Origin of the sequence: uncultured Stenotrophomonas sp. (assembly GCF_963519125.1) — a bacterium.
In the GTDB taxonomy this organism is placed as follows: domain Bacteria; phylum Pseudomonadota; class Gammaproteobacteria; order Xanthomonadales; family Xanthomonadaceae; genus Stenotrophomonas.
The window spans coordinates 15961-40307 of the sequence record NZ_CAUQLJ010000022.1 but is presented as its reverse complement, the minus strand read 5'-3'; the positions used below and the strand labels follow the sequence as shown (position 1 = coordinate 40307).

Below are 24347 nucleotides of genomic sequence, written 5' to 3'. Positions count from 1 at the left end.
GCCGCCCGGGGCAGGTAAAATTGCCCGGAATCCTGTACCCCCGAGCCGTCCATGACCTGCCGCACCCGCTTTGCCCCCAGTCCCACCGGTTACCTGCACATCGGCGGCGCCCGCACCGCCCTGTACTGCTGGCTGGAAGCGCGCCACCGCGGCGGCGAGTTCGTGCTGCGCATCGAAGACACCGACCGCGAGCGCAGCACCCAGGGCGCGATCGACGCGATCCTGGAGGCGATGGACTGGCTGGGCCTGGGCTATGACGAAGGTCCGATCTACCAGACCCAGCGCGTGGCCCGTTACAAGGAAGTTGCCGAACAGCTGGTGGCCGACGGCAAGGCCTACTACGCCTACGAAACCCGCGAAGAGCTCGACGCGATGCGCGAGGCCGCGATGGCGCGCCAGGAAAAGCCGCGTTACAACGGCGCCGCGCGCGACCTGGGCCTGCCGTACCGCGATGACCCGAACCGGGTGATCCGCTTCAAGAACCCGCAGGAAGGCACGGTCGTGTTCGACGACCTGATCAAGGGCCGCATCGAGATCGCCAACAGCGAGCTCGACGACATGGTGATCTTCCGCCCGGACGGCTTCCCCACCTACAACTTCGCGGTGGTGGTGGACGACTGGGACATGCGCATTTCCGAAGTGATCCGCGGCGATGACCACATCAACAACACCCCGCGCCAGATCAACCTGTACGAAGGCATCGGCGCGCCGGTGCCGAAGTTCGGCCACATGCCGATGATCCTGGACGAGCAGGGCGCCAAGCTGTCCAAGCGCACCGGCGCGGCCGACGTGATGCAGTACAAGGACGCAGGCTACCTGCCCGACGCGCTGCTCAGCTACCTGGCCCGCCTGGGCTGGTCGCATGGCGACCAGGAGCTGTTCAGCCGCCAGGAGCTGATCGACCTGTTCGACGTGACCAACTGCAACTCCAAGGCCTCGCGCCTGGACATGGCCAAGCTGGGCTGGGTCAACCAGCACTTCCTGAAGACCGAAGACCCGGCCGGCATTGCCCCGCACCTGGTCTACCAGCTGAACAAGCTGGGCCTGGACCTGGCCGCCGGCCCGGCCCCGGCCGACGTGGTAGTGGCGCTGCGCGACCGCGTGCAGACCCTGAAGGAAATGGCCGAAAAGGCCGTGGTCTGGTACCAGCCGCTGGTCGAATACGACGAAGCGGCAGTGGCCAAGCACTTCAAGCCGGGCGCCGAACTGGCCTTGGGCAAGACCCGCGAGCTGCTGGCGGGCCTGGGCGAGTGGACCCTGGACGGCGTGGCTGCAGCCCTGCATGACGTCGCAACGGCGCTGGAGATCGGCATGGGCAAGGTGGCGCAGCCGCTGCGCGTGGCCATCACCGGCACCCAGGTCAGCCCGGACATCTCGCAGACCGTGTTCCTGGCCGGGCGTGAAGAAGCCTTGAAACGCATCGACGTCGCACTTACTAAAGTACCGACGGCCTGACCACTGGAGACCGCGCATGTCCGCCAAGACCGCTTGTACCGCCCCGCACCATCACGTTCACGACGCCTCGGACTTCGTGAAGGTAGTGGAGCGCGTGTGCACGGAGCGCGGACTGCGGCTGACGCCGATCCGCGCCAACGTACTGCGCCTGATCGCCGAAGCCGGCAAGCCGGTCAAGGCCTATGAGCTGCTGGAGTGGGTGCGCAGTGGCAAGGGCGTGGGCGCCGACGCCCCGCCCACCGTGTATCGCGCGCTGGATTTCCTGATGGCCAATGGGTTCGTGCACAAACTCGAGTCGGTGAACGCCTTCGTGGCCTGCCACCACCCGAGCAGCGCCCAGCATTCGGTGCCGTTCCTGATCTGCAACAGCTGCCATAGCGCGGTCGAGCTGGAAGACCGCGACATCGTCAGCCAGCTGGAAGAGCGTGCGAAGGAGCTGGGATTCCAGCCGCAGGCGCAGACCCTGGAAGTGCATGGTCTGTGCGCCCGCTGCGCGGGATGAGGCAGCCACGCAATAAATCACGTCCCGTGCGGGTGCGGCATATCCGTTGGCGCGTGGCGACGCGTTCATGAAAATGGCGCACGTCGGTCAAGGGGCGCGGCGTGGCTCTACCGACTTTCTGCCGTGTTTACTCGTACAACTACTGACATGCCCGGCCGCAGCCGCCCCGCCAGTTCCTGATCCGGATCGATCGCAATCCGGATCGGCAAGCGCTGCACCACCTTGGTGAAATTGCCGCTGGCATTGTCCGGCCGTAATACGCTGAACTCCGAACCTGTCGCCGGCGCGATCTGCTCCACATGCCCGGTCATGCGCTCACCGTCGAACGCATCCACCGAGAACGACGCCGGCTGCCCGATCCGCATCCGCCAGGTCTGGCCTTCCTTGAAATTGGCCACCACCCACAGCGTGTCCGGCACCAGGAACAACAGCTGCGAACCGGCGGTGACGTACTGTCCCAGCCGCACCGACGCCTCGCTGACCTGACCATCGCGCGGCGCATGGATCACCGTGTTGGCCAGGTCGATACGCGCCAGTTCCAGCTGTGCCTTCGCGGTTTCCACGCCCGCTTCCAGCCCCTTGCGCGCCACCTGGGTAGAGGTCAGGGTCTCTTCGGCAATCCGGATCTGCGCCTGTGACTGCTGCACCGACGACTGCGCCGCCTGGGCACTGGTGCGGAACTTGTCGCGGTCATTCAATGCCACCAACTGCTGGTCGGCCAGTTGTTCGTAACGTTTGAGTTCACTACGCGAACGCGAAAGCTCGGATTGACCGGCGGAGAGGTTGGCCTTGGCCGCCCCGATCTGCGCCCGGTTCTGCGCCTGGGCCTGGTCGGAGTTGGCCAGCGCCGCCTGCGCGCTGTCGAGATTGGCCTGCGCCTGCGCCACCTTTTCCTTGTAGATGCGGTCGTCGATGCGGACCAGTGCCTCGCCTTGTTTCACATGCTGGAAGTCCCTGACCAGCACGTCGGTCACATAGCCGTTGACCTGTGGCGCCAACACCGTGATCTGTCCACGCACGTAGGCATTGTCGGTGCTCACCCAGCTGCTGTTGAACGGCCACAGCGACCACGCGCGCAGGATCAGGGCGATGCCGATCAGCGCGACCACGATCATCACCACCACGGCGCGCCGACCCGGTTTGAGGTACTTCGGCGCGCCGCTGGGCGCGGGCGCAGCGGCCGGCGCTGCGTCCGTGGGCGGTGGTGGGTTGACGTCGTCGGGTGCGTCGTCGCGCGGAGGCGTGCTGGACATGGGGAAACTCAGGGCGAAGGGGAGAGGGCAGGACGCGGGTGGCGCTTGCGCCACTGCTTGAGCACGGCGGTGCGCACCGACAGCAGCAGCAACCAGCCAAGGAAGCCGAGCGCAATGCGCCCGCTGAGCGAGAACACGTCATTGAACGCGCGCACGTTGGCTTCGCGGCGGGTCACCTGGGCCAGCTGCGCGGTGCCCTGCGCGCTGCGCTGGACCGGGTCGGTGATCTGCGCGGTGTACACCTGCTGCTGCAGTTTCAGCCGCTGCGCGACGACCCCGTCGGACGGGTCGAGCTGGCTGACCAGCGCACTGGAATAGACCTGCTCGCGGTGGACCTGGTAAGTGCCCAGCAGTGCCGAACCGGCCAGCCCGCCCAACGTCTGGGTGATCGAGACCGTGACCAGGAAGGTGATCATGTGGTCGGTGCCCTGTTTCAGGGCCTGGGTGATGCCGAGCATGATCAGCGGGCCCATGAACATGCCCGAGCCCATGGCCGCCAGGAACTGGCTCAGGAAGAAATCATGCGGCCGGTCCTGGCTGGTGCGGCTCTGGTCGAGCAGGGCCGCACTGCCCAGCAGCAGGATCGCCATCAGCAGCTGGGCGATGATGCGCTTGGGGCCGAAGGTCAGTGAACTGGTAGCGATGCCGGTGATCACCCCGGCCAGGATCACGGCGAACAGCGGCCGCATCTGATCCGGCCCCATGCCCAGCTGGCGCATCAACCCGATCACCCCGAACGACTGTTCGGTGGTGAGGAAACGCAGCAGGAACGCGCCGGCGATGAAGTGCAGCATTGGCAGGGTGGCCAGCCAGCGGATCTGCAGCAGCGGATTGCGCCGGTAGTGTTCGACCACGAGCCCGGCGGTGCCCAGCGTGATCGAAGCGATCAGCGCCCAGCCCAGCCACGGGGTGTCCAGCCACCAGCGCAGGGTGCCTTGGGCCAGCACCACCACCAGCAGCGCCACCGCCGGGGCGAGCAGGGCGAAGCTGACGAAGTCCATCGGCTCGAACACCCTGATCTGCGCGCCGGGCGGCAGCTTGAGCATCACCACTGCGGCGAACGCGCACAGCGCCAGCCCCGCTTCGAAGAGGTAGAGGTTGTGCCACTGGCCAGTGTCGATCAGGCCGGGCGAGACCAGCCAGGCGATCGGCACCGCCATCTGCGAGATGCCCACGCCGATCACCAGCAGGTTGCCGGTGAAGCGCCGCGGCAGCGACTGCAGCATGTACAGCGTGCCGAGCGTGCTGCAGGCCGCGCCGGCAAAGCCGCTGGCCGCCCGCATCATCATGGTGGTCTCGAAGCTGCCCACGAACAGGTGCAGCACTGCCAGCGCGGCGTACAGGCCGAGGCCGATCTCGGCAAACAGGCGGATGCCGTACTGCTGGCGGAACTTGAAGGCGAGCAGATTGGCGGTGACGTTGACCATCGCATAGGCCGAGACCAACCAGCTGCCCTGGGTCGGGGTCAGCCCCAGCTGGCCCTGCAGGAACGGCAGGTTGGCGGTGACCAGCGCGCTGCCGAGTCCGCCGGTGATGCCGACCAGCAGTGCGACCAGCGCATAGGCCAGGCGGCGATGCGGCGGGTGCCAGGGCATCGAGGCCGAGCCGGGCAGGGTCGGCTTTTCGTGTTCCTCCCAGTCGGGGATGGGCTTGAGGTACTCGGGCATCAGCCGCTCCCGTCGACCTGCCCGCCCAGCCCTCCACGCAGCAGCTGCAGGGCGCGCGTTGCCAGCCGTGCACGCTCGTCCTTGGTTTTGCCACGCAGCGCGGCGCCGAGCATGCTGGAGATCAGCGAGATGTCGGCCGCCTGCAGGTCCGGACGGCACAGCCCGGCATCGATCGCGCGCTGGATCGGCACCTTGAGCAGCGCGTGCACGGTCTGCCGCGCAGCCTTGATGCTGGGTTCGTCAGGGTCCACCGCGCGCCAGTAATCTGCCAGCGCGGGCGAATGCACCAGGCGCGAGGCCATGCCCTGCAGTACTTCGAACAGCACGTCGTCGCGGTCGCCGAGGGTTTCGACCTGTCGCGCGATCCTGGCCACGGTGCGATCCAGCAGCGCTTCGATCAGCGCCGTGCGGTCGGGGAAGTTGCGGTACAGCGTGGCGCGCCCGACCTGCGCCTTTTCAACCACCAGGTCGAGTGGGGCGGTAACCCCGTGCTGCCCGAACACCGCATCGGCGGCATCCAGGATCAGGGCGCGGCGGGCAGCCGCATCGGCACGTTGACTTTGCATGGGCTATTTTCGGACAGGAATGTCCGTAATGGAAGCCGGGCAGGCGTTAGCGGTATAAGGCGGCTCGGCATGGTCAACGACGCGTGAATTCAGCGCGCAAAAAAACGGGGGCCTTGCGGCCCCCGAAGCTCAGACATTACCCCAGTGGGGATCAGAAATACGCGCGGATGCCAAAGGCGACACCACGGCCCGGCAGGGGCGAGTAGTCGCGCAGCAGCGAGGTGTGCGCACGGGCCTCGCGGTTGGTCAGGTTGTTGCCGTCCAGGAACACCTCGTAGCTGTTGCTGTCGCTGCGGTCCCAGCGGTAGGCGAAGTGCGCGTCGACCAGGGTGTAGCCGGCGCTCGGATCCTCATTCTGCGCGGTGTCCTTCTGGCTGCTGTAACGCACCGCGCCCACCGAAGCACGCCAGCCGTCGCGCGACCAGCGCAGGTCGGCGCCGACGCGGGCCGGGGAGATGCGCGGCAGGTAACCGCTGTTGGCCAGGTCCACGGTGTAGTTGTGGTTGTGGTCGCCATGCGGCACGGCGATGTCGACCGTGCGGCTGCCGCTGCCATCCAGTTCGGCCTTCACGTAGTCGCCGAACACGCGCAGGTCCCAGTCGCCACTGTTGCCTTCGAACAGGTGCACCAAGGCTTCGGCTTCCGCGCCCTTGAAGGTGGCATCCTGCTGCGTCCACAGGCGCACCGGCAGGCTTTCGACCACACCGGTGTCGGCCAGGTAGATGAAGTCCTTGAACTTCGTCTGGTAGATCGAGGCGGAGAAGTCGAGGCGGTCGCTGTGGGTGTGGATGCCCAGCTCGACGCGCTGGCCGCGTTCGGTCTTCAGGTTGGCGTCGCCGATTTCCAGCGACCGGGTGGCGATGTGCGCGCCGGCGGCGTAGAGCTCTTCGTTGGTAGGTGCACGCTCGGAGCCGTCCACGCCAAAGCGCAGATCGACGGCGTCATTGAGCTTCCAGATGCCCGCGGCGGACAGGTTGGTGGCGTCGAAGGTGCGCGCGCGGTAGTCGCCGGTCGGGTCCAGCTTGACCTGGTCGTGGCGGCCGCCGAGTTCCAGCTTGAACGGACCGAACTGCTTTTCCTGCAGGACGAACACACCGAGGTTACGGGTGCCGGTGTCCGGCACGAACGCTTCTTCGCCCTTGGCACCGAAGTCGCTGTTGCCGAACTGCAGGCCGAAGGCGCCGTCCCAGCCGCCGATCTGCTGCTGCACCGCTTCCAGGCGGCCTTCGACGCCGCGATTGGTGAAGCGGGTGGACGGCGTGCCGGCTTCGAGTTCGACGTGTTCGTAATCGGTGTAGGCGGTGCGCAGGTTGATGTTCTTCAGGAACGAGACCGGGTTGTAGATACCGCCCTTGGCTTCGAAGCGGTTCTGAACCATGTCGATGCGCACGTCGTGCTCGTCGCCTTCTTCCTCTTCGTCGCCATGGTCGTGATCGTGGTCATGGTCGTCGTCGGCATGCACGTGGGCGCCGTTGGGGATGCCGTAGTTCGTGCGGTACGTGCTGGCCGAGGCGCCGAAGTAACCGCCTTCGCCGAGCCAGGTCGCGCCGACGCCGCCGGCGCGGGTGCGGATGGAGCTGTTGTCCAGCGTGCCGCGACGCGGTTCATCGGTGTCGCCTTCTTCGTGGTCGTGGCCGCTGTGGTCTTCGAGGCCGTCCACTACGGCATAGCCGGGAATGCGGTAGTCGTCGCCGTTGCGGACCAAGCCGTCGACATGCAGCACCCAGTTGCCGTTGACGCCGTCGAGCCGGAACATGCCGCTGCGCTCGTCATTGACCGAGTTGCCGCGCAGTTCGGCGCGGCCGCTGAGCGGGCGGTCGGGCAGGTCGCGGGCGATGCGGCCATCCACCACGTTCACGGCACCGCCGATGGCGCCGCTGCCGAACAGGAGGGTGGCCGGGCCCTTGAGCACTTCGATCTGGTCGGCCAGGAACGGTTCGATGCTGGTGGCGTGGTCGGCGCTGACGGTGGAGGCGTCCATGTTGCCCATGCCGTTGGAGAGCACGGCAACGCGCGGGCCTTCCTGGCCGCGGATGATCGGGCGGCCGACGCCGGGACCGAAGAAAGTGCTCTGCACGCCGGGCAGCTTGGCCACGGTGTCACCGAGGGTGCCGGCCTTCTGTTCGTCCAGGCGTTCGCCGGCGAGCACGTCGACCGGACGCGCGAGCGATTCGGCGTCGCCCTGCAGCGGGGTGGCGGTGACCTTGACCGCAGACAGTTCGGTCAGGTGGTGGTCACGTTCGCCGGCATCGTCGGCGGCGGTGGCCAGGGAGGGAACCAGGGCCACGGCCAAGGCCAGGGACAAGGCGTGCGGCGTGAGGGAGCGGGAAGAACGCATGGTCGAAGGGTCCGTCAGTCAAATGTTATAACGTATCAAGCATGGGGCGCGCCGATCCCCGGGCAGGTGGGGGTGGAGGCAGGAAGCGACAGGGGAGGGAGTGCGCGTCGGGATTGATGTTATATTATTCCATATCGTTTCGCCGACCCTGCTGGAAGTCATGCCCCTGCTCCCGCGTCTTCGTCATCTGCTTGATCGCTTCGGTTCCACTGCGTCGCTGCTGTGTGCAGTGCACTGCGCGGTGCTGCCCGTCCTGCTCGCGGCCGCGCCGTCGTTGGGGCTGTCGGTGTGGCTGGGCGACGGGGTGGAGCTGGCGCTGGTCAGCTTCGTGACCCTGCTGGGTCTGTTCAGCCTGGTCTGGGGCTACCGCCGGCACGGCGCGCTGCGTGCGCTGGGCTTCCTGGTACCTGGCCTCACCGCGCTGTGGGCGGGCCTGCTGTACGGGCCGCTGCACCACGCGCCGGTGCCGCACGCGGTGGTGATGACGCTGGGTGGGGTGCTGGTGGGCGTTGCCCACCTGGTCAACCTGCGTTTGAACCACGGCCATGTACATGACGCGAGCTGTGCGCACTGAGGGGCTGTGGTAGGCTTCCTGATCGTGCGCGGGCGCGTCCGCTGGACGGGCTCGCCGAACCCGTGTCAGCACGGGGTAATCAGAATTCAGAACTTGAGGAGTTGACGACATGGGTAAGGGTGACCGCAAGACCGCCAAGGGCAAGCGCTACAACGCCAGCTACGGCAATTCGCGCTCGCATGTGGTGAGCAAGGTGGCCGTGGGCGCAGCTGCGCCGGTCGCCAAGAAGACCGTGGCCAAGGCCCCGGCGAAGAAGGCCGTGGCCAAGAAGGCTGTTGCCAAGGCTGGCTGAGTTTCGCCAACAGCCTGAAGAAAAAACGCGGCGCATTGCGCCGCGTTTTTTTTTGGAGCTTTGTGCGTAGAGCCGGGCTCTGCCCGGCTGCTGATGGATTGAGGCGAACAGCCTTGGGGTGCGCGATGTCCCTGGCTTGGGCCGCCCCTGAACGTATGAATTGAGGCGCTGCTGTTTGCGCGGGCCCCGGTATCACCAGAGTCAGCGCAGCGCAGGCAGCAACGTTTCCGCGTTTCCGTCGTTCGGTGCCGCAGGAATGCCCAGCAGGCGCGTCGTCAGCGGGTAAACGTCGACGTTGTCGAACGCGGGCAGCGTGACGCCCTGCTTGAACGAAGGGCCGTGCGCGATGAACACCGCGCGCATCGAGGGCAGGGCGTTGTCGTAACCGTGCGAACCGCGATCACCCGGTTCGCGCTTGGCCAGGCGCTCGCGCTTCAGCGCGTTCCAGCCTTCGTGCATCTGGCAGATGATCGGCGGGATGCGCGGGTTGGAGCCGTATTCCCAACGCGCCGGCAGCGTCTGCCGGGTCCAGCATTCGTAGGTGGCGTGCTTGCCCAGCAGGATCTTTTCAGCAGCGGCCTGCTTGCCCGGCATTGGCGCAAACCCTATCGACTGGCCGGTGGAAATGTTCGTGGCGATCTTCGGATCCACCATGTCTTCCACCGCGATGGTCTGGCCATCGGGCACCTGCGCCATGCCGTGGTCGGACAGCACGATCACGTTGGTGTCCGCGTCCAGGCCACGCGTGTCCAATCCGTCCAGCAGGCGGCCGATGGCCGCGTCCACCGCCACGATGGCGGCCGCATACTCCGGCGAGTCCGGACCGTAGTGATGACCGGCCTTGTCCACCTGTTCCATGTACAGCGTGACCAGGCGCGGTGCGTCCGTGTCGGTCTGCGACAGCCAGCCCAGTACCTGGTCGACGCGGTCGGCCAGCGGCACGTCCGCGTCGTACACCCGCCACTGGCTCGGACGCACGCCCTGGATCGCGGCTTCACTGCCCGGCCACGACCACGTTGCGCTGCGCACCCCGGCCTTCTCCGCGCCCACCCAGATCGGTTCGCCGCCCCACCAGCGCGAATCGGTCACGGCTGCGGGCATGTTGACCTGGAACCGGCCCAGGCCTTCTTCCTGCATGCTGTTGTGGATGATGCCGTGGTGGTTCGGGCGCAGCCCGGTCACCAGGGTGTAGTGGTTCGGAAAAGTCAGCGACGGGTAGGACGGGGTCATCCACTGCGCGCGCACCCCGTCCTTCGCGATGCGTGCAAGATTCGGCGTGATACCGCGGTCCAGCATGTCCGCGCGCATGCCGTCGATCGACACCAGCAGCAGTTTCGGCGCATGCGCGGCGACCGGGGTGCCTGCACCGGCAACGGCGGCCGGCGGGGTGGGCGGGGCGCTGGCACAGCTGGTCAACGCGAGGGCGGCGGCAAGCGCCAGCGAAAGGCGGACGGAAATCATCCGCCCATCATAGTGGCCCGCAGTGACGCAGCGAAGACAACCAATGGCACGGTCAGGCGAACAGCGGCTGCGTGCGCGACTCCAGTTCCAGCAGCGCCGCCTTGGTTTCCAGCCCGCCGCCGAACCCGGTGAGCGCGCCACTGCTGCCGATCACCCGATGACAAGGCAGCACGATCGGCAAAGGATTGCGCCCGTTGGCCGCGCCCACCGCGCGGCTGGCGGTGGGGTGGCCGATATGGCGCGCCAGCTGCACGTAGCTCCAGGTCTCGCCGAAGGGGATGTCGGCCAGCGCCTTCCATACCCGCAGCTGGAACGCGGTGCCGTGCGGCGCCAGCGGCAACGCGAAGCCGTTGCGCTCGCCGCGCAGGTACTGCAGCAGCTGCGTACGCGCTTCGCGCATCGCGTGCGCGTCGCGTTGCCACTGCGCGCGACCCTTCGCGTCGTAGCGGTTGTTCTCGAACAGGATGTGGTGGATGCCCTGGCTGTCGCCGGCCACGGTGAGCGCGCCGATCGGGCTGTCGAAGGTGTCGTAGAGCAGGTTCATGCGGTTACTCCGAAGCGGACGTGGCCAGATGCCACAGGTGCAGCACGGCGTAGGCACGCCAGGGTCGCCAGGCCTGCGAACGGGCCTCGGTGGCGCGTTCGCTCAGGCGCGTGTCGCCGCCGAGTACCTGTTGCAGCACCAGGTCGCCGGCGGGGAAGGCATCGGGCAGCGCAAGTGCGCGCAGCGCGATGTAGTGCGCGGTCCACGGCCCGATCCCGGGCAGCGCCACGCAGCGGTCGATGAAACTGTCCAGGCGCTGGCCGGCGTGGAAATCCAGGCGGCCTTCGGCGACTGCGGTGGCCACCGCGCGCACCGTGGCCGCGCGCGTGCGCGGCAGGCCGATGCCTTCCAGCGGGGCCTCGGCCAGCTGCGCCGGGCTCGGGAACTGACGGTCCAGGCCTTCGGGCATGCCCTCCAGCGGGGTGCCGAAGCGCTCGACCACGCGGCGCGCCAGGGTGATCGCAGCGGCAACGCTGACCTGCTGGCCGAGCACCGCGCGCACCGCCACTTCGAAGCCGTCCCAGCCACCCGGCACGCGCAGCCCCGGGCGCTGCGCGATGCCGCGCGCCAGCAGCGGGTCCTGTGCCAGCGTGGCGTGCACGATGCGCAGGTCCGCGTCCAGATCGAAGATGCGCCGCACCTTGCGCACGATGCCCGGGATCGCGCGCGGGTCGACCTGGCCCAGCTGCAGCAGCAGCTCTGGCCGGCGCGGGTCGGCGCTCACCCGGATCACCGAGGGGCGTTCGGCCGGGCCGATCACGCGCTGGTAGCTGGTGTCATCGATCTGTTCGATGCCCGGAATGCAGCGCCGGCGCAGGAAGCCCAGCATCGCGGTGAAATCCAGCGGCGGCCGATAGCCCAGCCGCAGGGTGAGCGCGCCGTCGGCCAGGGTGCCGCGCTGGCGGCGGATCGCGGTGGGCGGCATGCCGCAGCCTTCCACGAAGGCCGCGTTGAAACGGCGCAGGCTGTTGTAGCCGGCGGCCATCGCCACATCAGTCACCGGCAGCGCGGTTTCGGTCAGCAGCTGCTTGGCCAGCAGCAGACGGCGGGTGGCATGGATCTGCGCCGGCGCCGCGCCCAGACGGGCCACGAACAGGCGCTGCAGCTGGCGCGCGCTCAGGTGCAGCCGCGCGGCCAGATCACCGACTGCGGCGTCCTGCAGGTAGCCGTCGTGGATCAATGCCAGGGCGCGCTGCAGGGTTTCGTTGCTCAGTGCGTCCTGCGCTTCCGGGGCCAGCTCCGGGCGGCAGCGCAGGCAGGGGCGGAAGCCGGCGGCTGCTGCGGCGGCGGCGGTGGGGTAATAGTCCACGTTGGCCGGTTTCGGCGCCGGCGCGGGGCAGACCGGCCGGCAGTAGATTCCGGTGCTGCGCACCGCGGTGAAGAACACCCCGTCGAAGCGCGCATCGCGGGCCAGGCGGGCGCTTTCGCAGGCGGCGTAGTCCAGGGGCAGGGCGGCGTTCATGGGGCCAGTCTAGGCCTTGGCGGTCGGTCGCGCTCGCCACTTTCGGACATGGATGCCGGGACTGGCCCCGCCGTGTTCAGGACACGTTCCCGCGCGGCGCGCGGGCGGAACTAGACTGTGGGTCTACGTGCCGCCTTCGGCACGCCAGTGATCGGGATCCGGGGATTCATGGTGTTCAAGTCGTGCGCGGTGCCACTGCTCTTGTGCCTGGGGCTGGCTGGCTGCAGCCAGCTGGAAAACCCGGGCAACGTCACTGCGGCCGACAAGGCCGTGCGTGCGCAGACCGCCGATGGCGACCACATGGTGTCTTTCAACGCCGCCGACGCACCGCCTGCGCCGGCGCCGCCACCGAAGCGCGGCGAACAGGGCTGGCCGGACGTGGCGCTGGACAATGGCAAGGCGTGGATCAGCTGCGACACCGAATATGCCGACGCGGCCGGCGATGGCACGCCACTGGAAGCGCTGGATCGCGCCAGCCTGGAGACCGCCATCGGCCCCTGCGTCGAACGCGGCCTGGTGCGCCTGCGCTACGCCGGCAAGATCAATCCCGGCTTCACCGAACTGGTGGCGCGGGTGGCGCTGGTGGCCGATGCGCAGCATGTGTCGCGGCGCATCCTCGACCTGGATTCCAGCGGCGGGCAGGTGGAAGCGGCGATCGTGGCCGGCGACCGCATCGGCGAGTCGAACTGGACCATCTGGGTTCGCGAGGGCTCGGTCTGCCACAGCGCCTGCGTCTTCGTGCTGGCGGCGGGCGACAACCGGCTGGTCTCGGGCAAGGTCGGCATCCACCGCATGATGCGGATCAGTTCCAAGGCCACCTCGCGCGCGGAGCTCAACCTCGAGCTCCACGAGGTCTACGACAACGTCAAGGATTACCTGCAGCGCAATGGCGTGGCGGTGGGCGTGGCCGACCTGATGATGACCGTCCCCAACCGCAGCCTGCGCCTGCTCAGCAGCGACGAGCTGCGCCAGTTCGGGCTGGACGGCACCAACGCAGTGCAGGACGACCTGGAACGGATCAAGCAGATGCGCAAGTGCGGCGACGACTTCGTGCGCCGCAAGGACGCCTTCCTGGTGGCGTTCGACCAGGACTGCAAGCACGAGGGCAGCGAACTGGAGGCGATCACCCGCTGTGGCCAGACCCTCAAGCAGCGCTATGGCTTCCCGGATGCGACCTGCCCGGATGAAAGCCCGTTGTCGGAGATCGATGTATCGATCCTGCTGCCGCCGAGCGACAAACCGCGTGACCCGCTCGCCGAGCGCACCGCCAGCGATGCCGAACAGCCGGCTGCGGAGGCGGCCGAACGCAACTGACGGACCGCTCACGGGATTCCCTTACACTGGCCCGTAGTCCACTGCCACTGACGGTGTCCCGATGCGCGTTCCGCTGCTGCTGTCGCTGTTGCTTCCGGCCGTTGCCCTGGCCCAGACCCCGCCGCCGGCCACCCCGGCTCCGGCGCCCGCACGGCCTGCACCGACCGCGCCGGCTGCACCTGCCACGCCGGCGCGTCCTGCGTTGACGCCGCAGCAGCAGGCCCAGGTGCAGAAGCAGGACGCTGAAATGGCGGCCGCCGGCCTGAAGGTCGCCCAGCTGGTCGACACCAACCGCGCTGCGGAAGCCTGGAAGAGCGCCTCGGCCATTGCCCGCAAGTCGGTCACCGAGCAGGCCTTCGTGAGCCAGCTCGCGGCCGACCGCACCCGCCTCGGCGCGCTGCAGTCGCGCGGTACGCCGGTCGTCACCCGGGTCAAGTACGCGCCCGGCGCCACCGTGCCCGAGGGCCTCTACATCAACGTCAGCTTCCCGACCCGTTTCGCCAACAACGCGCAGCCGGTACGTGAGCTGGTTTCGTTCCGCCTGGACGAAGACAAGGTCTGGCGCCTGGCCGGTTACAGCGTGCGCGCCGCCGCCCCCTGACAACACGAGGAAGACCCCATGGGTATCGAAATCCAGATGTTGGGCTGGGCCATCGTGCTGGGCCTGGTACAGGTGATGCTGGCCGCTGCGGCGGTCACCCGCGAACGCGGCACGGCATGGAACGCGTCGGCACGCGATGGCACCCCGCCGCCGCCGGGGCTGCTGACCGGGCGCCTGCAGCGCGCCCAGTCCAATTTCCTGGAAACCTTTCCGTTCTTCGCCGCAGCGGTGCTCGCCGTGGTGCTGACCCAGCGCCAGGACGCCACCACCGCGCTGGCGGTGCAGCTGTATTTCTGGGCGCGGCTGGTCTACGTGCCGCTGTATGCCGCCGGCATTCCGTACGTACGCAGTCTGGTCTGGCTGGTCTCGATGGCGGGGATCGTGCTGTTGCTGTGGCGTCTGCTGCACGGACTGGCGTGAACCGTTGCCGACGCGGCTGATCCAGATCAAGGGTGGCCGCGCCGTGCAGCGGTAAGCTTGATCGCGGACCCACATCGGAAACGGATCACGGCGGACACGCCCGGAAAGGATGCGCAGTCAGTGGATGTGCTGGTGGTCGGCGCCGGACCGGCCGGGCTGTGTTTCGCCCGTGCGCTGGCTGGCAGTGGCCTGAAGGTGACGGTGGTCGAACAGCAGCCGCGAGCGGCGTTGGCCGAGGCCGCGTTCGATGGGCGCGAGATCGCGTTGACCCATGCCTCGCGGCAGATCCTGGAGCAACTGGGCCTGTGGGCGCGACTCGATCCGGATGACATTTCACCGTTGCGCGATGCGCGGGTGATGGATGGCGGCTCGCCGTTCGCGTTGACCTTCGCTGCCGGGGAAAAGCACGGCGGTGACCTCGGGTGGCTGGTGCCCAATCACCTGATCCGGCGCGCGGCGTGGGACAGCGTGCAGGGCCAGGCGGATCTGGAGATCCTGGACCAGTGCAGCGTGCGCGGCATCCTGCCTGGCGCCAGCCACAGCACAGTGGCCCTGGCCGACGGCCGCGAACTGCACGCGAAGCTCGTGGTCGCGGCCGACAGCCGGTTCTCCTCGACCCGGCGCATGCTGGGGATCGGCGCGCGCATGCGCGACTTCGGCAAGTCGATGCTGGTCTGCCGCATGCAGATCGAAGTGCCGCACCAGCACACCGCGTGGGAGTGGTTCGGCTACGGCCGTACCATGGCGCTGCTGCCGCTCAATGGCGACCAGGCGTCGGCGGTGATCACGCTGCCACCGCGCGAGATCGAGGCGCTGCTGGCGCAGGACGACACCTGCTTCGGGCAGCGCGTCAGCGAATGTTTCGAGCACCGCCTGGGCGCGATGACGCCGGTGGCCAAACCAATCGCCTATCCGCTGGTGGGGGTGTATGCCAACGCGTTCGTGGGCGAGCGCTGCGCACTGATCGGCGACGCGGCGGTGGGCATGCATCCGGTCACCGCGCACGGCTTCAACCTGGGCCTGCAGAGCCAGCAGCGGCTCGCCGACGTACTGCGGCGAGCGGCGCAGCGGGGTACCGACATCGCCGCGCCGGCCGGTCTGGCCCGCTACGAGCGCGGCCACCGGCTGGCGTCACGGCCGCTGTACGAGGCGACCAATGCGATCGCCACGCTGTACACCGACGACCGCCTGCCGGCGCGCCTGCTGCGCCGGGCCGGACTGCGGCTGGCGCAGGGGGTCACCCCGTTCCGGCAGCTGATCGCCGCGCACCTGACCCAGCGTTAGGGGGCGTCCGAGTCGGCGATGACGTTGATCACGGTGTCGCCGAACTGGACCTGCTGGCCCGCGCGGATCTTGCAGGCCTTGCGCAGCTCCACCTCGCCGTCGACGGTGACCTGGCCGTCGCCGATCACGGTCTTGGCTTCGCCGCCGCTGGTGACCAGGTCGGCCAGTTTGAGCAGCTGCTTCAGTTCCACGTAGTCGCGGTCGAGTTCGAATTCCAGGGTCTGCATCGAAGGAGTATCCTGAGGGGCCGGGGAGGGCGCGTATTGTGCGCCAGGACGGCATCCCTGCGGGTATCTGTACACGTTGTTCAGGAACCATGCGGTATCATTCCGCCCTGAGCGAGTGAATTCTCCTCCAGACCGAGCAGCGCCAGGGCACGCGATAAGAAAGGGCGCCCAAAGCGCGGACCATCCTTTTTTTTATCGCACTGCCATGTAAATGGTAGTGCCCTCGGAGTTCCCCATGTCCCAAGAATCCCCCGCGCCGCTGCTGTTCGCAGACCTCGGCCTGTCCGACGCTGTGATGCAGGCCGTGGCCGCCGTCGGCTATGAAACCCCCTCGCCGATCCAGGCCGCCACCATTCCAGCCATGCTGGAAGGGCGCGACGTGCTCGGCCAGGCCCAGACCGGTACCGGCAAGACCGCCGCGTTCGCGCTGCCGGTGCTGTCCAACCTCGATTTCAACCAGAGCAAGCCGCAGGTGCTGGTGCTGGCGCCGACCCGTGAACTGGCCATCCAGGTCGCCGAGGCGTTCCAGACCTATTCCTCGAAGATCCCCGGCTTCCGCGTGCTGCCGGTTTACGGCGGCCAGCCCTACGGCCAGCAGCTGCAGGCCCTGCGCCGTGGCGTGCACGTCATCGTGGGCACCCCGGGCCGGGTCATCGACCACCTGGACCGCGGCACCCTGGACCTGTCCGAGCTGAAGACGCTGGTGCTGGACGAAGCCGATGAAATGCTGCGCATGGGCTTCATCGACGACGTCGAAGCCGTGCTCAAGAAGCTGCCGGAAAGCCGCCAGGTTGCGCTGTTCTCGGCGACCATGCCGCCGCAGATCCGCCGCATCGCGCAGACCTACCTGCAGAACCCGGCCGAAGTCACCATCGCGGCCAAGACCACCACCTCGGCCAACATCCGCCAGCGTTACTGGTGGGTGAGCGGCATGCACAAGCTGGACGCGCTGACCCGCATCCTGGAAGTGGAGCCGTTCGACGCGATGATCATCTTCGCGCGCACCAAGGCCGGCACCGAGGAACTGGCCAGCAAGCTGCAGGCCCGTGGCCTGGCCGCTGCCGCCATCAACGGTGACATGCAACAGGCCCAGCGTGAGCGCACCATCGCCATGCTGAAGGAAGGCAAGCTGGACATCCTGGTGGCCACCGACGTGGCCGCGCGCGGCCTGGACGTGGAGCGCATCAGCCACGTGCTGAACTACGACATCCCGTACGACACCGAAAGCTACGTGCACCGCATCGGCCGTACCGGTCGTGCCGGCCGCACCGGTGACGCGATCCTGTTCGCCACCCCGCGCGAGAAGGGCATGCTGCGTGCGATCGAGCGCGCCACCCGCCAGCCGATCGAAGAAATGCAGCTGCCGAGCGTGGACGCGGTCAACGACACCCGCATCACCAAGTTCATGAGCCGCATCAGCGACGTGCTCGATGCCGGCGGCACCGAGTTCTACCGCGACCTGCTGCAGCGCCTGGAAGGCGAGAAGAACGTGCCGGCGATTGAAATCGCCGCCGCGCTGGCCAAGCTGCTGCAGGGCGATGCCCCGTTCCTGCTGACCCCGCCGGTGCGTGGCGCGCGTGAAGAGCGTGCCCCGCGCAGCAACGACCGCAACGACCGTGGCGAGCGCCCGGCCCGTTTCGAACCGCGCTTCGAGCGTGGCCCGCGCCGTGAAGACGACCGCGGCCCGCGCCCGCCGCGTCCGGAAGGTGATTTCGGCAACAACGATGGTGGCTTCGAACGCGCTCCGCGCCGCGACATCGCACCGCGTGGTCCGGCCGAGCAGGGCATGGAAACCTTCCGCATCGAAGTGGGCCACGTGCACGGCGTCAAGCCGGGCAACATCGTCGGCGCGATCGCCAACGAAGCCGGTCTGGAAAGCCGTTTCATCGGCCGCATCGACATCCATGACGATTTCTCGATCCTGGACCTGCCGGCCGAAATGCCGGGCGACCTGCTCACCCACCTGAAGAAGGTGTGGGTGTCGGGCCAGCAGCTCCAGATGCGCAAGGTCGAGCCGGGTGAAGACCTGACCCCGTCGGCACGTCCGCCGTTCAAGCCGAAGTTCGGCCGTGGCGGCAAGCCGGGCGGCCCGGGTGGCCACCGTGGCGGTCCGGGCGGCAACGACCGCCCGCCGCGCCGCGACGGCTTCAAGCCGCGCGGTCCGCGCAACGGCTGATCGCTCACGCGATCACCCCCACAACGCCAGCCTTCGGGCTGGCGTTGTCGTTTGCGCCAGCCTCACGGTGCGGGGTTATGCTCTGATCACCATGGCGCCGGAGGGATCTGATGCTGGGACGCAGCAGTGACATGGGCAGTACCCCCGTACCGCATGTCACGCGGGGCTTGACCCTGCGCTTCGTGCTGCTTACCGGGATGGCGATCGGGCTGGTGGGATTGTCGGCGCTGGTCCAGGAACTGCAGGCCGCATCCACCGCGTGGATCGTCGGCCAGAGCCACTGGTCGCGCAGCCAGCAGCACGCCACCTTCGCGCTGGAGCGTTACATCACCTCCGGCAACCCCTCGGCACTGGCCGAAGCGCGCGCCGCCTTGCAGGTGCCGTTGGGCGATCTCGATGCGCGTCGCGCGCTGGAACAGAATCCACCCGATCTTGCGCGGGCCCACCAGGGATTCCTGCAGGGTGGCAACGCCTCCAGCGACATCAACCGCCTGATCCTCTCGTTCCAGTATCTCGGCCGGCTGGGGTACTTCCAGGACGCCGTGGACGTGTGGCGCCAGACCGACCTCGGCCTGTCCCAGATGGAGGAGATTGCGCGGACTGCCGAAGCCAACAAGGCCGACGGCAGTCCCGAGCCCGCCGTGCGCGACGCGCTGCTGGTGCAGCTGCAGGCGCTGGACCGCAGCCTGCAGGCGCAGGCGCGTGCATTCTCGCTGGCGCTGCTCAATACCGCGTCGATCGTGCGCATTGCGACGCTGGTCGTGGCCGGCCTGTCGGTGCTGTTGATCACACTGGTGGCCGTGCTGCTTGCGCGCCGCGTCCGCCATGACCTGATCGAGCAGGAAAGCCGCTTCCGTGCCGCGTTCTACCAGGCCACGGTGGGGATGCTGAAGCTGGATCATGCCGGTGGCATCGTCGAGGCCAACCAGGCCGTGGCCGACATCCTCGGCTACCGGCGCGACGAGCTGCTCGGGATGGAGCTGCCGGAACTGCTGGTGGACGGTGAGCTGGTACTCGACGATGCCGAGGGCATCGACTGGGTCCGCCAGCTGAGGCCGGGTGAGCTGCGCTTCCTGCGAGCCGACGGTGGCCTGCTCTGGGGGCGCTGGAGCGGCACCCTGGTCCGCAGCCCCGGCCGCGAGCCCACCGTGTTTGCGATCATCGAGGACGTGTCGCAGAACCACGCACTCGCGCGTGAAGTGGAACACCACGCGAGCCACGACCCACTCACTGGCCTGATCAATCGCCGCGAAATCGAGCGAAGGCTGGAGCAGGCCCTGCTTGACGTGCGCAGCCAAGGCGGCACCCACAGCCTGTGCTACCTGGACCTGGATTACTTCAAGCTGGTCAATGATGGCCTGGGCCATGCCGCGGGCGATCAGCTGCTGCGCGGGTTTGCCGATTACCTGGAAGGTGCGGTGCGCGAAGGCGATTGGGTCGGCCGCATGGGCGGCGACGAATTCGCCCTGTTCCTGCGCGGTGCCCGCCAGGAAGAGGCCAAGCAGGTGCTGCAGCGGATCGCGCGCAACCTGGGCCAGGCCGGCTTCCAGCGCGACGATGGAACGCCCAAGGTCAGCTGCAGCATCGGCGTGGTCGAAATCGACGCCGAGGCCGCTGATGTCAACTGGCTGATGAGCGCGGCCGACAGTGCCTGTTACGCAGCCAAGCAGGCCGGCCGCAACCGTGTGCACTGTTTCAACGAGAACCGGATGGCGCTGGAGGAACGGCTGGCCGAGGCCGACCGGCTGGCCCACGTGTCCAACGCGATCGCGGAGAACCGCATGCTGCTGTACGCGCAGCGGATCGAGCAGGTGGGCGACCCCGGCTTCCTGCACTACGAAGTGCTGGTGCGGATGCGCGGCAGCGACGGCCAGCTGCACGGGCCGGGCGACTTCATGCCGGCGGTGGAACGGTACGGCATGGGCATGGCGCTGGACCGGCACGTCCTGGGCCTGCTGTTCCGGCACCTGCAGCTGTGCCCGGCGCATGTGCAGCGGCTGGGGCTGTGCAACGTGAACGTGTCTGCGCAGTCCATTGCCGAACAGAGCTTCCTGGCTTTCGTCTGCGACCTGCTGGAACGCAACCGCGGCCTGGCCCGCAGGCTGTGCTTCGAGATCACCGAAACCGCCGCGATCAGCAACCTGGAGCAGGCGCGCAGCTTCGTCGAAGGGGTCAAGGCGCGCGGTTGCCGGGTGGCGCTGGACGATTTCGGCTCCGGGCTGTCCTCGTTCGGCTATCTGCGCCAGCTGCCCGCGGACATGCTCAAGATCGACGGTGTGTTCGTGCGCGACATGGACATCGACCCGGTCAGCCGCGCCACCGTGCGTGCCATCACCGAGATCGGTCGCGAACTGCACATGAGCGTGGTCGCGGAATGGGTGGAGTCCGAAGAAGTGGCGCGGCAGCTGCAGGCGCTGGGCGTGGAAGGCCTGCAGGGGTATGCGATCGAGCGGCCGATGCCGCTGGAGAAGCTGACCCAGCCGTCGCTGTGGCGCGAGGCGTCGAGCGCGTCCGGGCCGTTGTCCTGAACGGTCACGCGCGCGGCCGGGCTTCTTGCGATAATGCCGCCGGGGACGCGACGCGATGTGCGTAGCGGTGCAAGGCAACAGGGTGGTGGAGTGAGGCATAGCTTCGGCAGGTCGCGGGGAACCGGAACAGGGATCGGCTGGCTGGTCGGGCTGCTGTGCCTGCTGCTGTCGGCAACCGCGCTGGCCAGTACCGCCCAGGTCGGTCGCGACGTGCTGTTGCTGGGCGCGGCCACCGCCGACCAGACCCCGCAGCGTGCCTGCCCGCCGGAGGTGCTGGCCCGGCACCAGGACATCCTGTCGATCCCGGCCCCGGCCGAAGGCTGGTCCGGCGCACCGCAGGCGGTGGACGTGTTCGGCGTGCTGACTGGCGAGGTCCGCATCAGCCACGGCGACCGCGTCATCTGCGGCAACATGCACGACGCGCGCACCCGCGACTCGCGCTTCCGCGCTGGCGTGGGCATGGTGGTGGTGCCCAAGGCCGGCGAACGCGAACCGATCGTGGTGTCGTGGGCGACCCCGCTCAAACCGCGCTGGATTCCCACGGTCCGGCTGGGCGCGCCCAGCCCGGTGCAGCAGAACGACACCGCGCGCCTGCTGGTGCGCGCGGCCTGCATCGCAGTGGCGATCGCCCTGGCGCTGTCGGCGTTGATGGGCTTTGCCACCGCGCGCGACCGCACCTTCCTGTACTACGTGGCGATCTGCCTGGTGTTCGTGCTGTGGCAGGCGGTGCTGGGCGGATTGAGCGGCTATCCCGAGCCGTGGTTGCCGGTGCATGACCGCGCGTCGTGGTGGTTGGTCGGCCTGACCGCGATGGTGCTGGCCCTGATGCTGCCGGTGCTTTGGCGGCTCAATGGCGGGGCCCGGTTGTGGCCGGGCTCGCGCAGCGGCCAGCACGTGGTGCTGTGGGGCCTGATCTGCGCCGGGCTGGGCGTGCCCCTGTTGGGCGTGACCGGGTTGGCCCGGATGGCGGTCGCGCTGGAGCTGGTGTTCATACTGGGCTGCATCGCCTGCCTGGGCGTGGGGCTCTGGGCCCTGTTCAAGCGCGACGGCTATGCCCTGGCTGGACTCCTCGCACTGGCCCCGTGGTGGATCCTGATCCTCGCCGACGCGGTGCAGGCGCACTGGTTGACCTCCTACCGGATCGAAGCGCTGCAGCTCTCGGCCACCTGGTTCCTGATGATGGCGGCCTACGCGCTCAACTTGCGCCTGGGTCGGCTGCGGCAGCAGCGCGACGAAATGCGCCAGCTGGCCGACACCGACGCGCTCACCGGGCTGCCCAACCGGCGCCACGGGCTGCACCTGCTGGCGCGGCATCTGGAGCGCGCCGGCGCCGAGCAGCAGCCACTGGCGATCGGTTTCCTCGACATCGACCTGTTCAAGGACATCAACGACCGCTTCGGCCACGACGTGGGCGACCAGGTGCTGGTGGCGGTGGCGCGCGGCCTGCGCGGCGCGGTGCGGGTGCAGGACGATGTGATCCGCATGGGTGGCGAGGAATTCCTGGTCCTGCTGCCCGGCGCGTCGCACGGCGCGGCGCTGGCGCGCCTGGAAAACGTGCGCCTGCAGATGGCGGCCGCCGCCGCGCCGCTGGGCATTGCCGGGCTGGACGTGACCGTGAGCATCGGGCTGGCGGTGCTGCGGCCCGGTCGAGACGATCTGGCCGGGCTGCTGCGGCGTGCCGACCATGCCATGTACCGCGCCAAGCGCGCCGGCCGCGACCAGGTCTGCGACGGCGAACAGCCGCTGACCGCAGACGACCCGTTGATCGCCTGAGCCCGCGCCCGGCCGGCTTTTGCCGGATAATGGCGCGATGACAACCCGACTCAACAAACATATCGCCGAAACCGGCTTCTGCTCCCGGCGTGAAGCCGACCGCCTGATCGGCGAGCGCCGCGTCACCGTCAACGGCCGCCCGGCCGGGACCGGGGCAGTGGTCGGCGAGGGCGACATGGTGCTGGTCGACGGCCAGCCGCTGCGCGCCCGCGAAGCGAAGAAGGCCGGCGGCCGCCGCCACGTGTACATCGCGCTGAACAAGCCGGTGGGCATCACCTGCACCACCGAAAGCGCGGTCAAGGGCAACATCGTCGACTTCGTCGGCCATGAGCAGCGGATCTTCCCGGTCGGCCGCCTGGACAAGGACTCCGAAGGCCTGATCCTGATGACCAGCAACGGCGACATCGTCAACCAGATCCTGCGCGCCGAGAACAACCACCAGAAGGAATACATGGTGGCGGTGAACAAGCCGGTGACCGACGAGTTCCTGCGTGGCATGGCCCGCGGCGTGCGCATCCGCGACGAAACCACGCTGCCGTGCCGGACCTCGCGCATCGCCAAGTTCGGTTTCCGGATCGTGCTGCAGCAGGGCCTGAACCGGCAGATCCGCTTGATGGCGGCCGCGTTCGACTACCGCGTGACCCAGCTGCGCCGCGTGCGGATCGACAACGTCAAGCTGGGCGCGCTCAAGCCCGGGCAGTGGCGCAACCTGACCGACGCCGAGCTGAAGGGCCTGCTGCCCAAGCAGCTGGACTGGTAAGCCTGCACTTGCGGGTAACCCGGAACTGGCTAAGCTGTGCCCAGCTCCCGGATGCGACCACTGCATGATCAAGCCCGAGAAGCCCGCCAACGAGGCGATCCGCCTGGCGGCGCTGTACCGATACAACATCCTCGATTCGCAGAAGGAAAAGTCCTTCGACGACCTGGTCACCATCGCCAAGGCGGTGTGTGGCGCCTCGATGGCGGCGGTCACGCTGATCGACGCCGAGCGGCAATGGTTCAAATCCATCGAGGGGGTCGACGCGCAGGAACTGCCGCGATCCGAATCAATGTGCGGGCACGCGATCCTGCAGCCATCCGAGGTGATGGTGGTGGAAGACGCGTGCCAGGACGCGCGCTTCCATGACAATCCCAACGTGACCGGTGACCCGAAGGTGCGCTTCTACGCGGGCGCGCCACTGATCAACACCGACGGGTTGGCACTGGGCACGCTGTGCGTGTTCGACCCGCAACCGCACCGGCTGGACCATCAGCAGACCGAGGCGCTGGCCGCGCTGTCGCGGCAGGTGATGCTGGTGATGGAACTGCGCCGTTTCGCGCTGGACATCCAGTCGCACATGCTCGAGCGCGACGACTACGAGAAGCTGCTGGCCGAATACCACGACGTGCTGCTGGCGCAGAACGCCGACCTGGCCGAGCAGAGCCGCACCGATGTGCTCACCGGCCTGCCCAATCGCCGTGCGATGTCGGTGGCGCTGGAGGCGTCGGTGCAGGACGCCGATGGCCAGCCGCGGCAGACGGCGGTGGCGCTGGTGGACATCGACCACTTCAAGCACATCAACGACTTCAACGGGCACGCCACCGGCGACCGCGTACTGGCCGAACTGGGCGTGCTGCTGCGCGCGCAGTTCGCCGGACGCGGGCTGGCCGCGCGCTACGGTGGGGAAGAGTTCGTGGTGCTGATGCCCGACACCGAACTGCGCACCGCCGAACTGCAGTGCGACTTCCTGCGCATGGCCGTCGCCGACCTGCCATTGGGGTTCCCGGTGACGGTCAGCATCGGGGTGGCCGCGCACCGTCCCGGCGATACGGTCGACCAGACGGTGGCGCGGGCCCATGCGGCGCTGTACAAGGCAAAAGGCAACGGCCGCAACCGGGTGGAAACCGCCCCGTAACGCCGGGTCCTACCC

Annotated in this window: 21 protein-coding genes; 13 read left to right on the top strand and 8 right to left on the bottom strand. The window is 68.2% G+C overall.

The window, feature by feature from the left end; genetic code table 11:
• The first annotated feature begins 51 nt into the window (after nt 1–51).
• A complete protein-coding gene (gene gltX / locus RYM47_RS16365) occupies nt 52–1455 on the top strand; it encodes a glutamate--tRNA ligase (protein ID WP_315389231.1) in 1404 nt (467 codons plus the stop codon).
• Nucleotides 1456–1471: 16 nt separating this feature from the next.
• Nucleotides 1472–1957: a Fur family transcriptional regulator gene (locus tag RYM47_RS16360; RefSeq protein ID WP_315389230.1), complete on the top strand. Its 486-nt coding sequence runs from the start codon at nt 1472–1474 to the stop codon at nt 1955–1957.
• A 107-nt stretch (nt 1958–2064) separates the two neighbouring features.
• Here RYM47_RS16360 and RYM47_RS16355 read toward each other — a convergent pair whose 3' ends face one another.
• The 4 genes from RYM47_RS16355 to RYM47_RS16340 all read right to left on the bottom strand — a co-directional run bounded on the left by RYM47_RS16355 (nt 2065) and on the right by RYM47_RS16340 (nt 7781).
• Nucleotides 2065–3210, bottom strand: coding sequence for an HlyD family secretion protein (locus RYM47_RS16355; RefSeq protein ID WP_315389228.1), 1146 nt, complete (start codon nt 3208–3210; stop codon nt 2065–2067).
• Between the two features lie 8 nt (nt 3211–3218).
• Complete coding sequence (locus tag RYM47_RS16350) at nt 3219–4880, bottom strand: MFS transporter (RefSeq protein ID WP_315389254.1); 1662 nt, start codon at nt 4878–4880, stop codon at nt 3219–3221.
• Complete coding sequence (locus tag RYM47_RS16345; RefSeq protein WP_315389226.1) at nt 4877–5443, bottom strand: TetR/AcrR family transcriptional regulator; 567 nt, start codon at nt 5441–5443, stop codon at nt 4877–4879. The genes RYM47_RS16350 and RYM47_RS16345 overlap by 4 nt, the downstream gene beginning before the upstream one ends.
• Nucleotides 5444–5594: 151 nt before the next feature.
• Complete coding sequence (locus RYM47_RS16340) at nt 5595–7781, bottom strand: TonB-dependent receptor (protein ID WP_315389224.1); 2187 nt, start codon at nt 7779–7781, stop codon at nt 5595–5597.
• 160 nt (nt 7782–7941) lie between these two features.
• Here RYM47_RS16340 and RYM47_RS16335 point away from each other — a divergent pair, with 160 nt between their 5' ends.
• Both RYM47_RS16335 and RYM47_RS16330 read left to right on the top strand, forming a co-directional pair.
• Nucleotides 7942–8355 carry a MerC domain-containing protein gene (locus tag RYM47_RS16335; protein WP_315389222.1) on the top strand — a complete coding sequence of 138 codons (414 nt, stop codon included), beginning with the start codon at nt 7942–7944 and terminating at the stop codon, nt 8353–8355.
• 109 nt (nt 8356–8464) lie between these two features.
• Nucleotides 8465–8647, top strand: coding sequence for a 30S ribosomal protein THX (locus RYM47_RS16330; RefSeq protein WP_070208646.1), 183 nt, complete (start codon nt 8465–8467; stop codon nt 8645–8647).
• A 201-nt stretch (nt 8648–8848) separates the two neighbouring features.
• On the opposite strand, the gene RYM47_RS16325 is transcribed toward RYM47_RS16330, so the two are convergent.
• From RYM47_RS16325 to RYM47_RS16315, 3 genes are read right to left on the bottom strand one after another with little or no spacing between them, the layout of a single operon-like run.
• Nucleotides 8849–10108 (bottom strand): ectonucleotide pyrophosphatase/phosphodiesterase, encoded by a 1260-nt coding sequence (locus RYM47_RS16325; RefSeq protein ID WP_315389220.1) that lies wholly within the window; start codon nt 10106–10108, stop codon nt 8849–8851.
• 52 nt (nt 10109–10160) lie between these two features.
• Nucleotides 10161–10652, bottom strand: a complete 492-nt coding sequence (locus tag RYM47_RS16320; protein WP_315389218.1) for a methylated-DNA--[protein]-cysteine S-methyltransferase — start codon at nt 10650–10652, stop codon at nt 10161–10163.
• Nucleotides 10653–10656: 4 nt separating this feature from the next.
• Nucleotides 10657–12114 (bottom strand): AlkA N-terminal domain-containing protein, encoded by a 1458-nt coding sequence (locus tag RYM47_RS16315; protein WP_315389217.1) that lies wholly within the window; start codon nt 12112–12114, stop codon nt 10657–10659.
• 168 nt (nt 12115–12282) lie between these two features.
• Between RYM47_RS16315 and RYM47_RS16310 the strand changes: the two genes are divergently transcribed.
• From RYM47_RS16310 to ubiM, 4 genes are all read left to right on the top strand, one after another.
• Nucleotides 12283–13428: a hypothetical protein gene (locus RYM47_RS16310; RefSeq protein WP_315389252.1), complete on the top strand. Its 1146-nt coding sequence runs from the start codon at nt 12283–12285 to the stop codon at nt 13426–13428.
• A 61-nt stretch (nt 13429–13489) separates the two neighbouring features.
• Entirely contained in the window at nt 13490–14029 is a 540-nt protein-coding gene (locus tag RYM47_RS16305; protein ID WP_315389215.1) for a DUF4019 domain-containing protein, read from the top strand.
• Between the two features lie 18 nt (nt 14030–14047).
• Nucleotides 14048–14449, top strand: a complete 402-nt coding sequence (locus RYM47_RS16300) for an MAPEG family protein (RefSeq protein WP_315389213.1) — start codon at nt 14048–14050, stop codon at nt 14447–14449.
• Nucleotides 14450–14569: 120 nt separating this feature from the next.
• The gene (gene ubiM / locus RYM47_RS16295; protein WP_315389211.1) at nt 14570–15733 is read left to right on the top strand and encodes a 5-demethoxyubiquinol-8 5-hydroxylase UbiM; all 1164 of its coding nucleotides are present in this window, start codon (nt 14570–14572) and stop codon (nt 15731–15733) included.
• On the opposite strand, the gene RYM47_RS16290 is transcribed toward ubiM, so the two are convergent.
• Nucleotides 15730–15960, bottom strand: a complete 231-nt coding sequence (locus tag RYM47_RS16290; protein WP_315389209.1) for an RNA-binding S4 domain-containing protein — start codon at nt 15958–15960, stop codon at nt 15730–15732. The genes ubiM and RYM47_RS16290 overlap by 4 nt on opposite strands.
• Before the next feature lie 235 nt (nt 15961–16195).
• Between RYM47_RS16290 and RYM47_RS16285 the strand changes: the two genes are divergently transcribed.
• From RYM47_RS16285 to RYM47_RS16265, 5 genes are all read left to right on the top strand, one after another.
• Nucleotides 16196–18136 (top strand): DEAD/DEAH box helicase, encoded by a 1941-nt coding sequence (locus RYM47_RS16285; RefSeq protein WP_315389207.1) that lies wholly within the window; start codon nt 16196–16198, stop codon nt 18134–18136.
• Between the two features lie 113 nt (nt 18137–18249).
• Entirely contained in the window at nt 18250–20664 is a 2415-nt protein-coding gene (locus RYM47_RS16280; protein WP_315389250.1) for an EAL domain-containing protein, read from the top strand.
• 141 nt (nt 20665–20805) lie between these two features.
• Nucleotides 20806–22437: a diguanylate cyclase gene (locus tag RYM47_RS16275; RefSeq protein ID WP_315389248.1), complete on the top strand. Its 1632-nt coding sequence runs from the start codon at nt 20806–20808 to the stop codon at nt 22435–22437.
• Nucleotides 22438–22474: 37 nt separating this feature from the next.
• Nucleotides 22475–23197 (top strand): pseudouridine synthase, encoded by a 723-nt coding sequence (locus RYM47_RS16270; RefSeq protein WP_102946714.1) that lies wholly within the window; start codon nt 22475–22477, stop codon nt 23195–23197.
• 64 nt (nt 23198–23261) lie between these two features.
• Nucleotides 23262–24332 (top strand): sensor domain-containing diguanylate cyclase, encoded by a 1071-nt coding sequence (locus RYM47_RS16265; protein WP_315389205.1) that lies wholly within the window; start codon nt 23262–23264, stop codon nt 24330–24332.
• Nucleotides 24333–24347 lie beyond the last annotated feature (15 nt).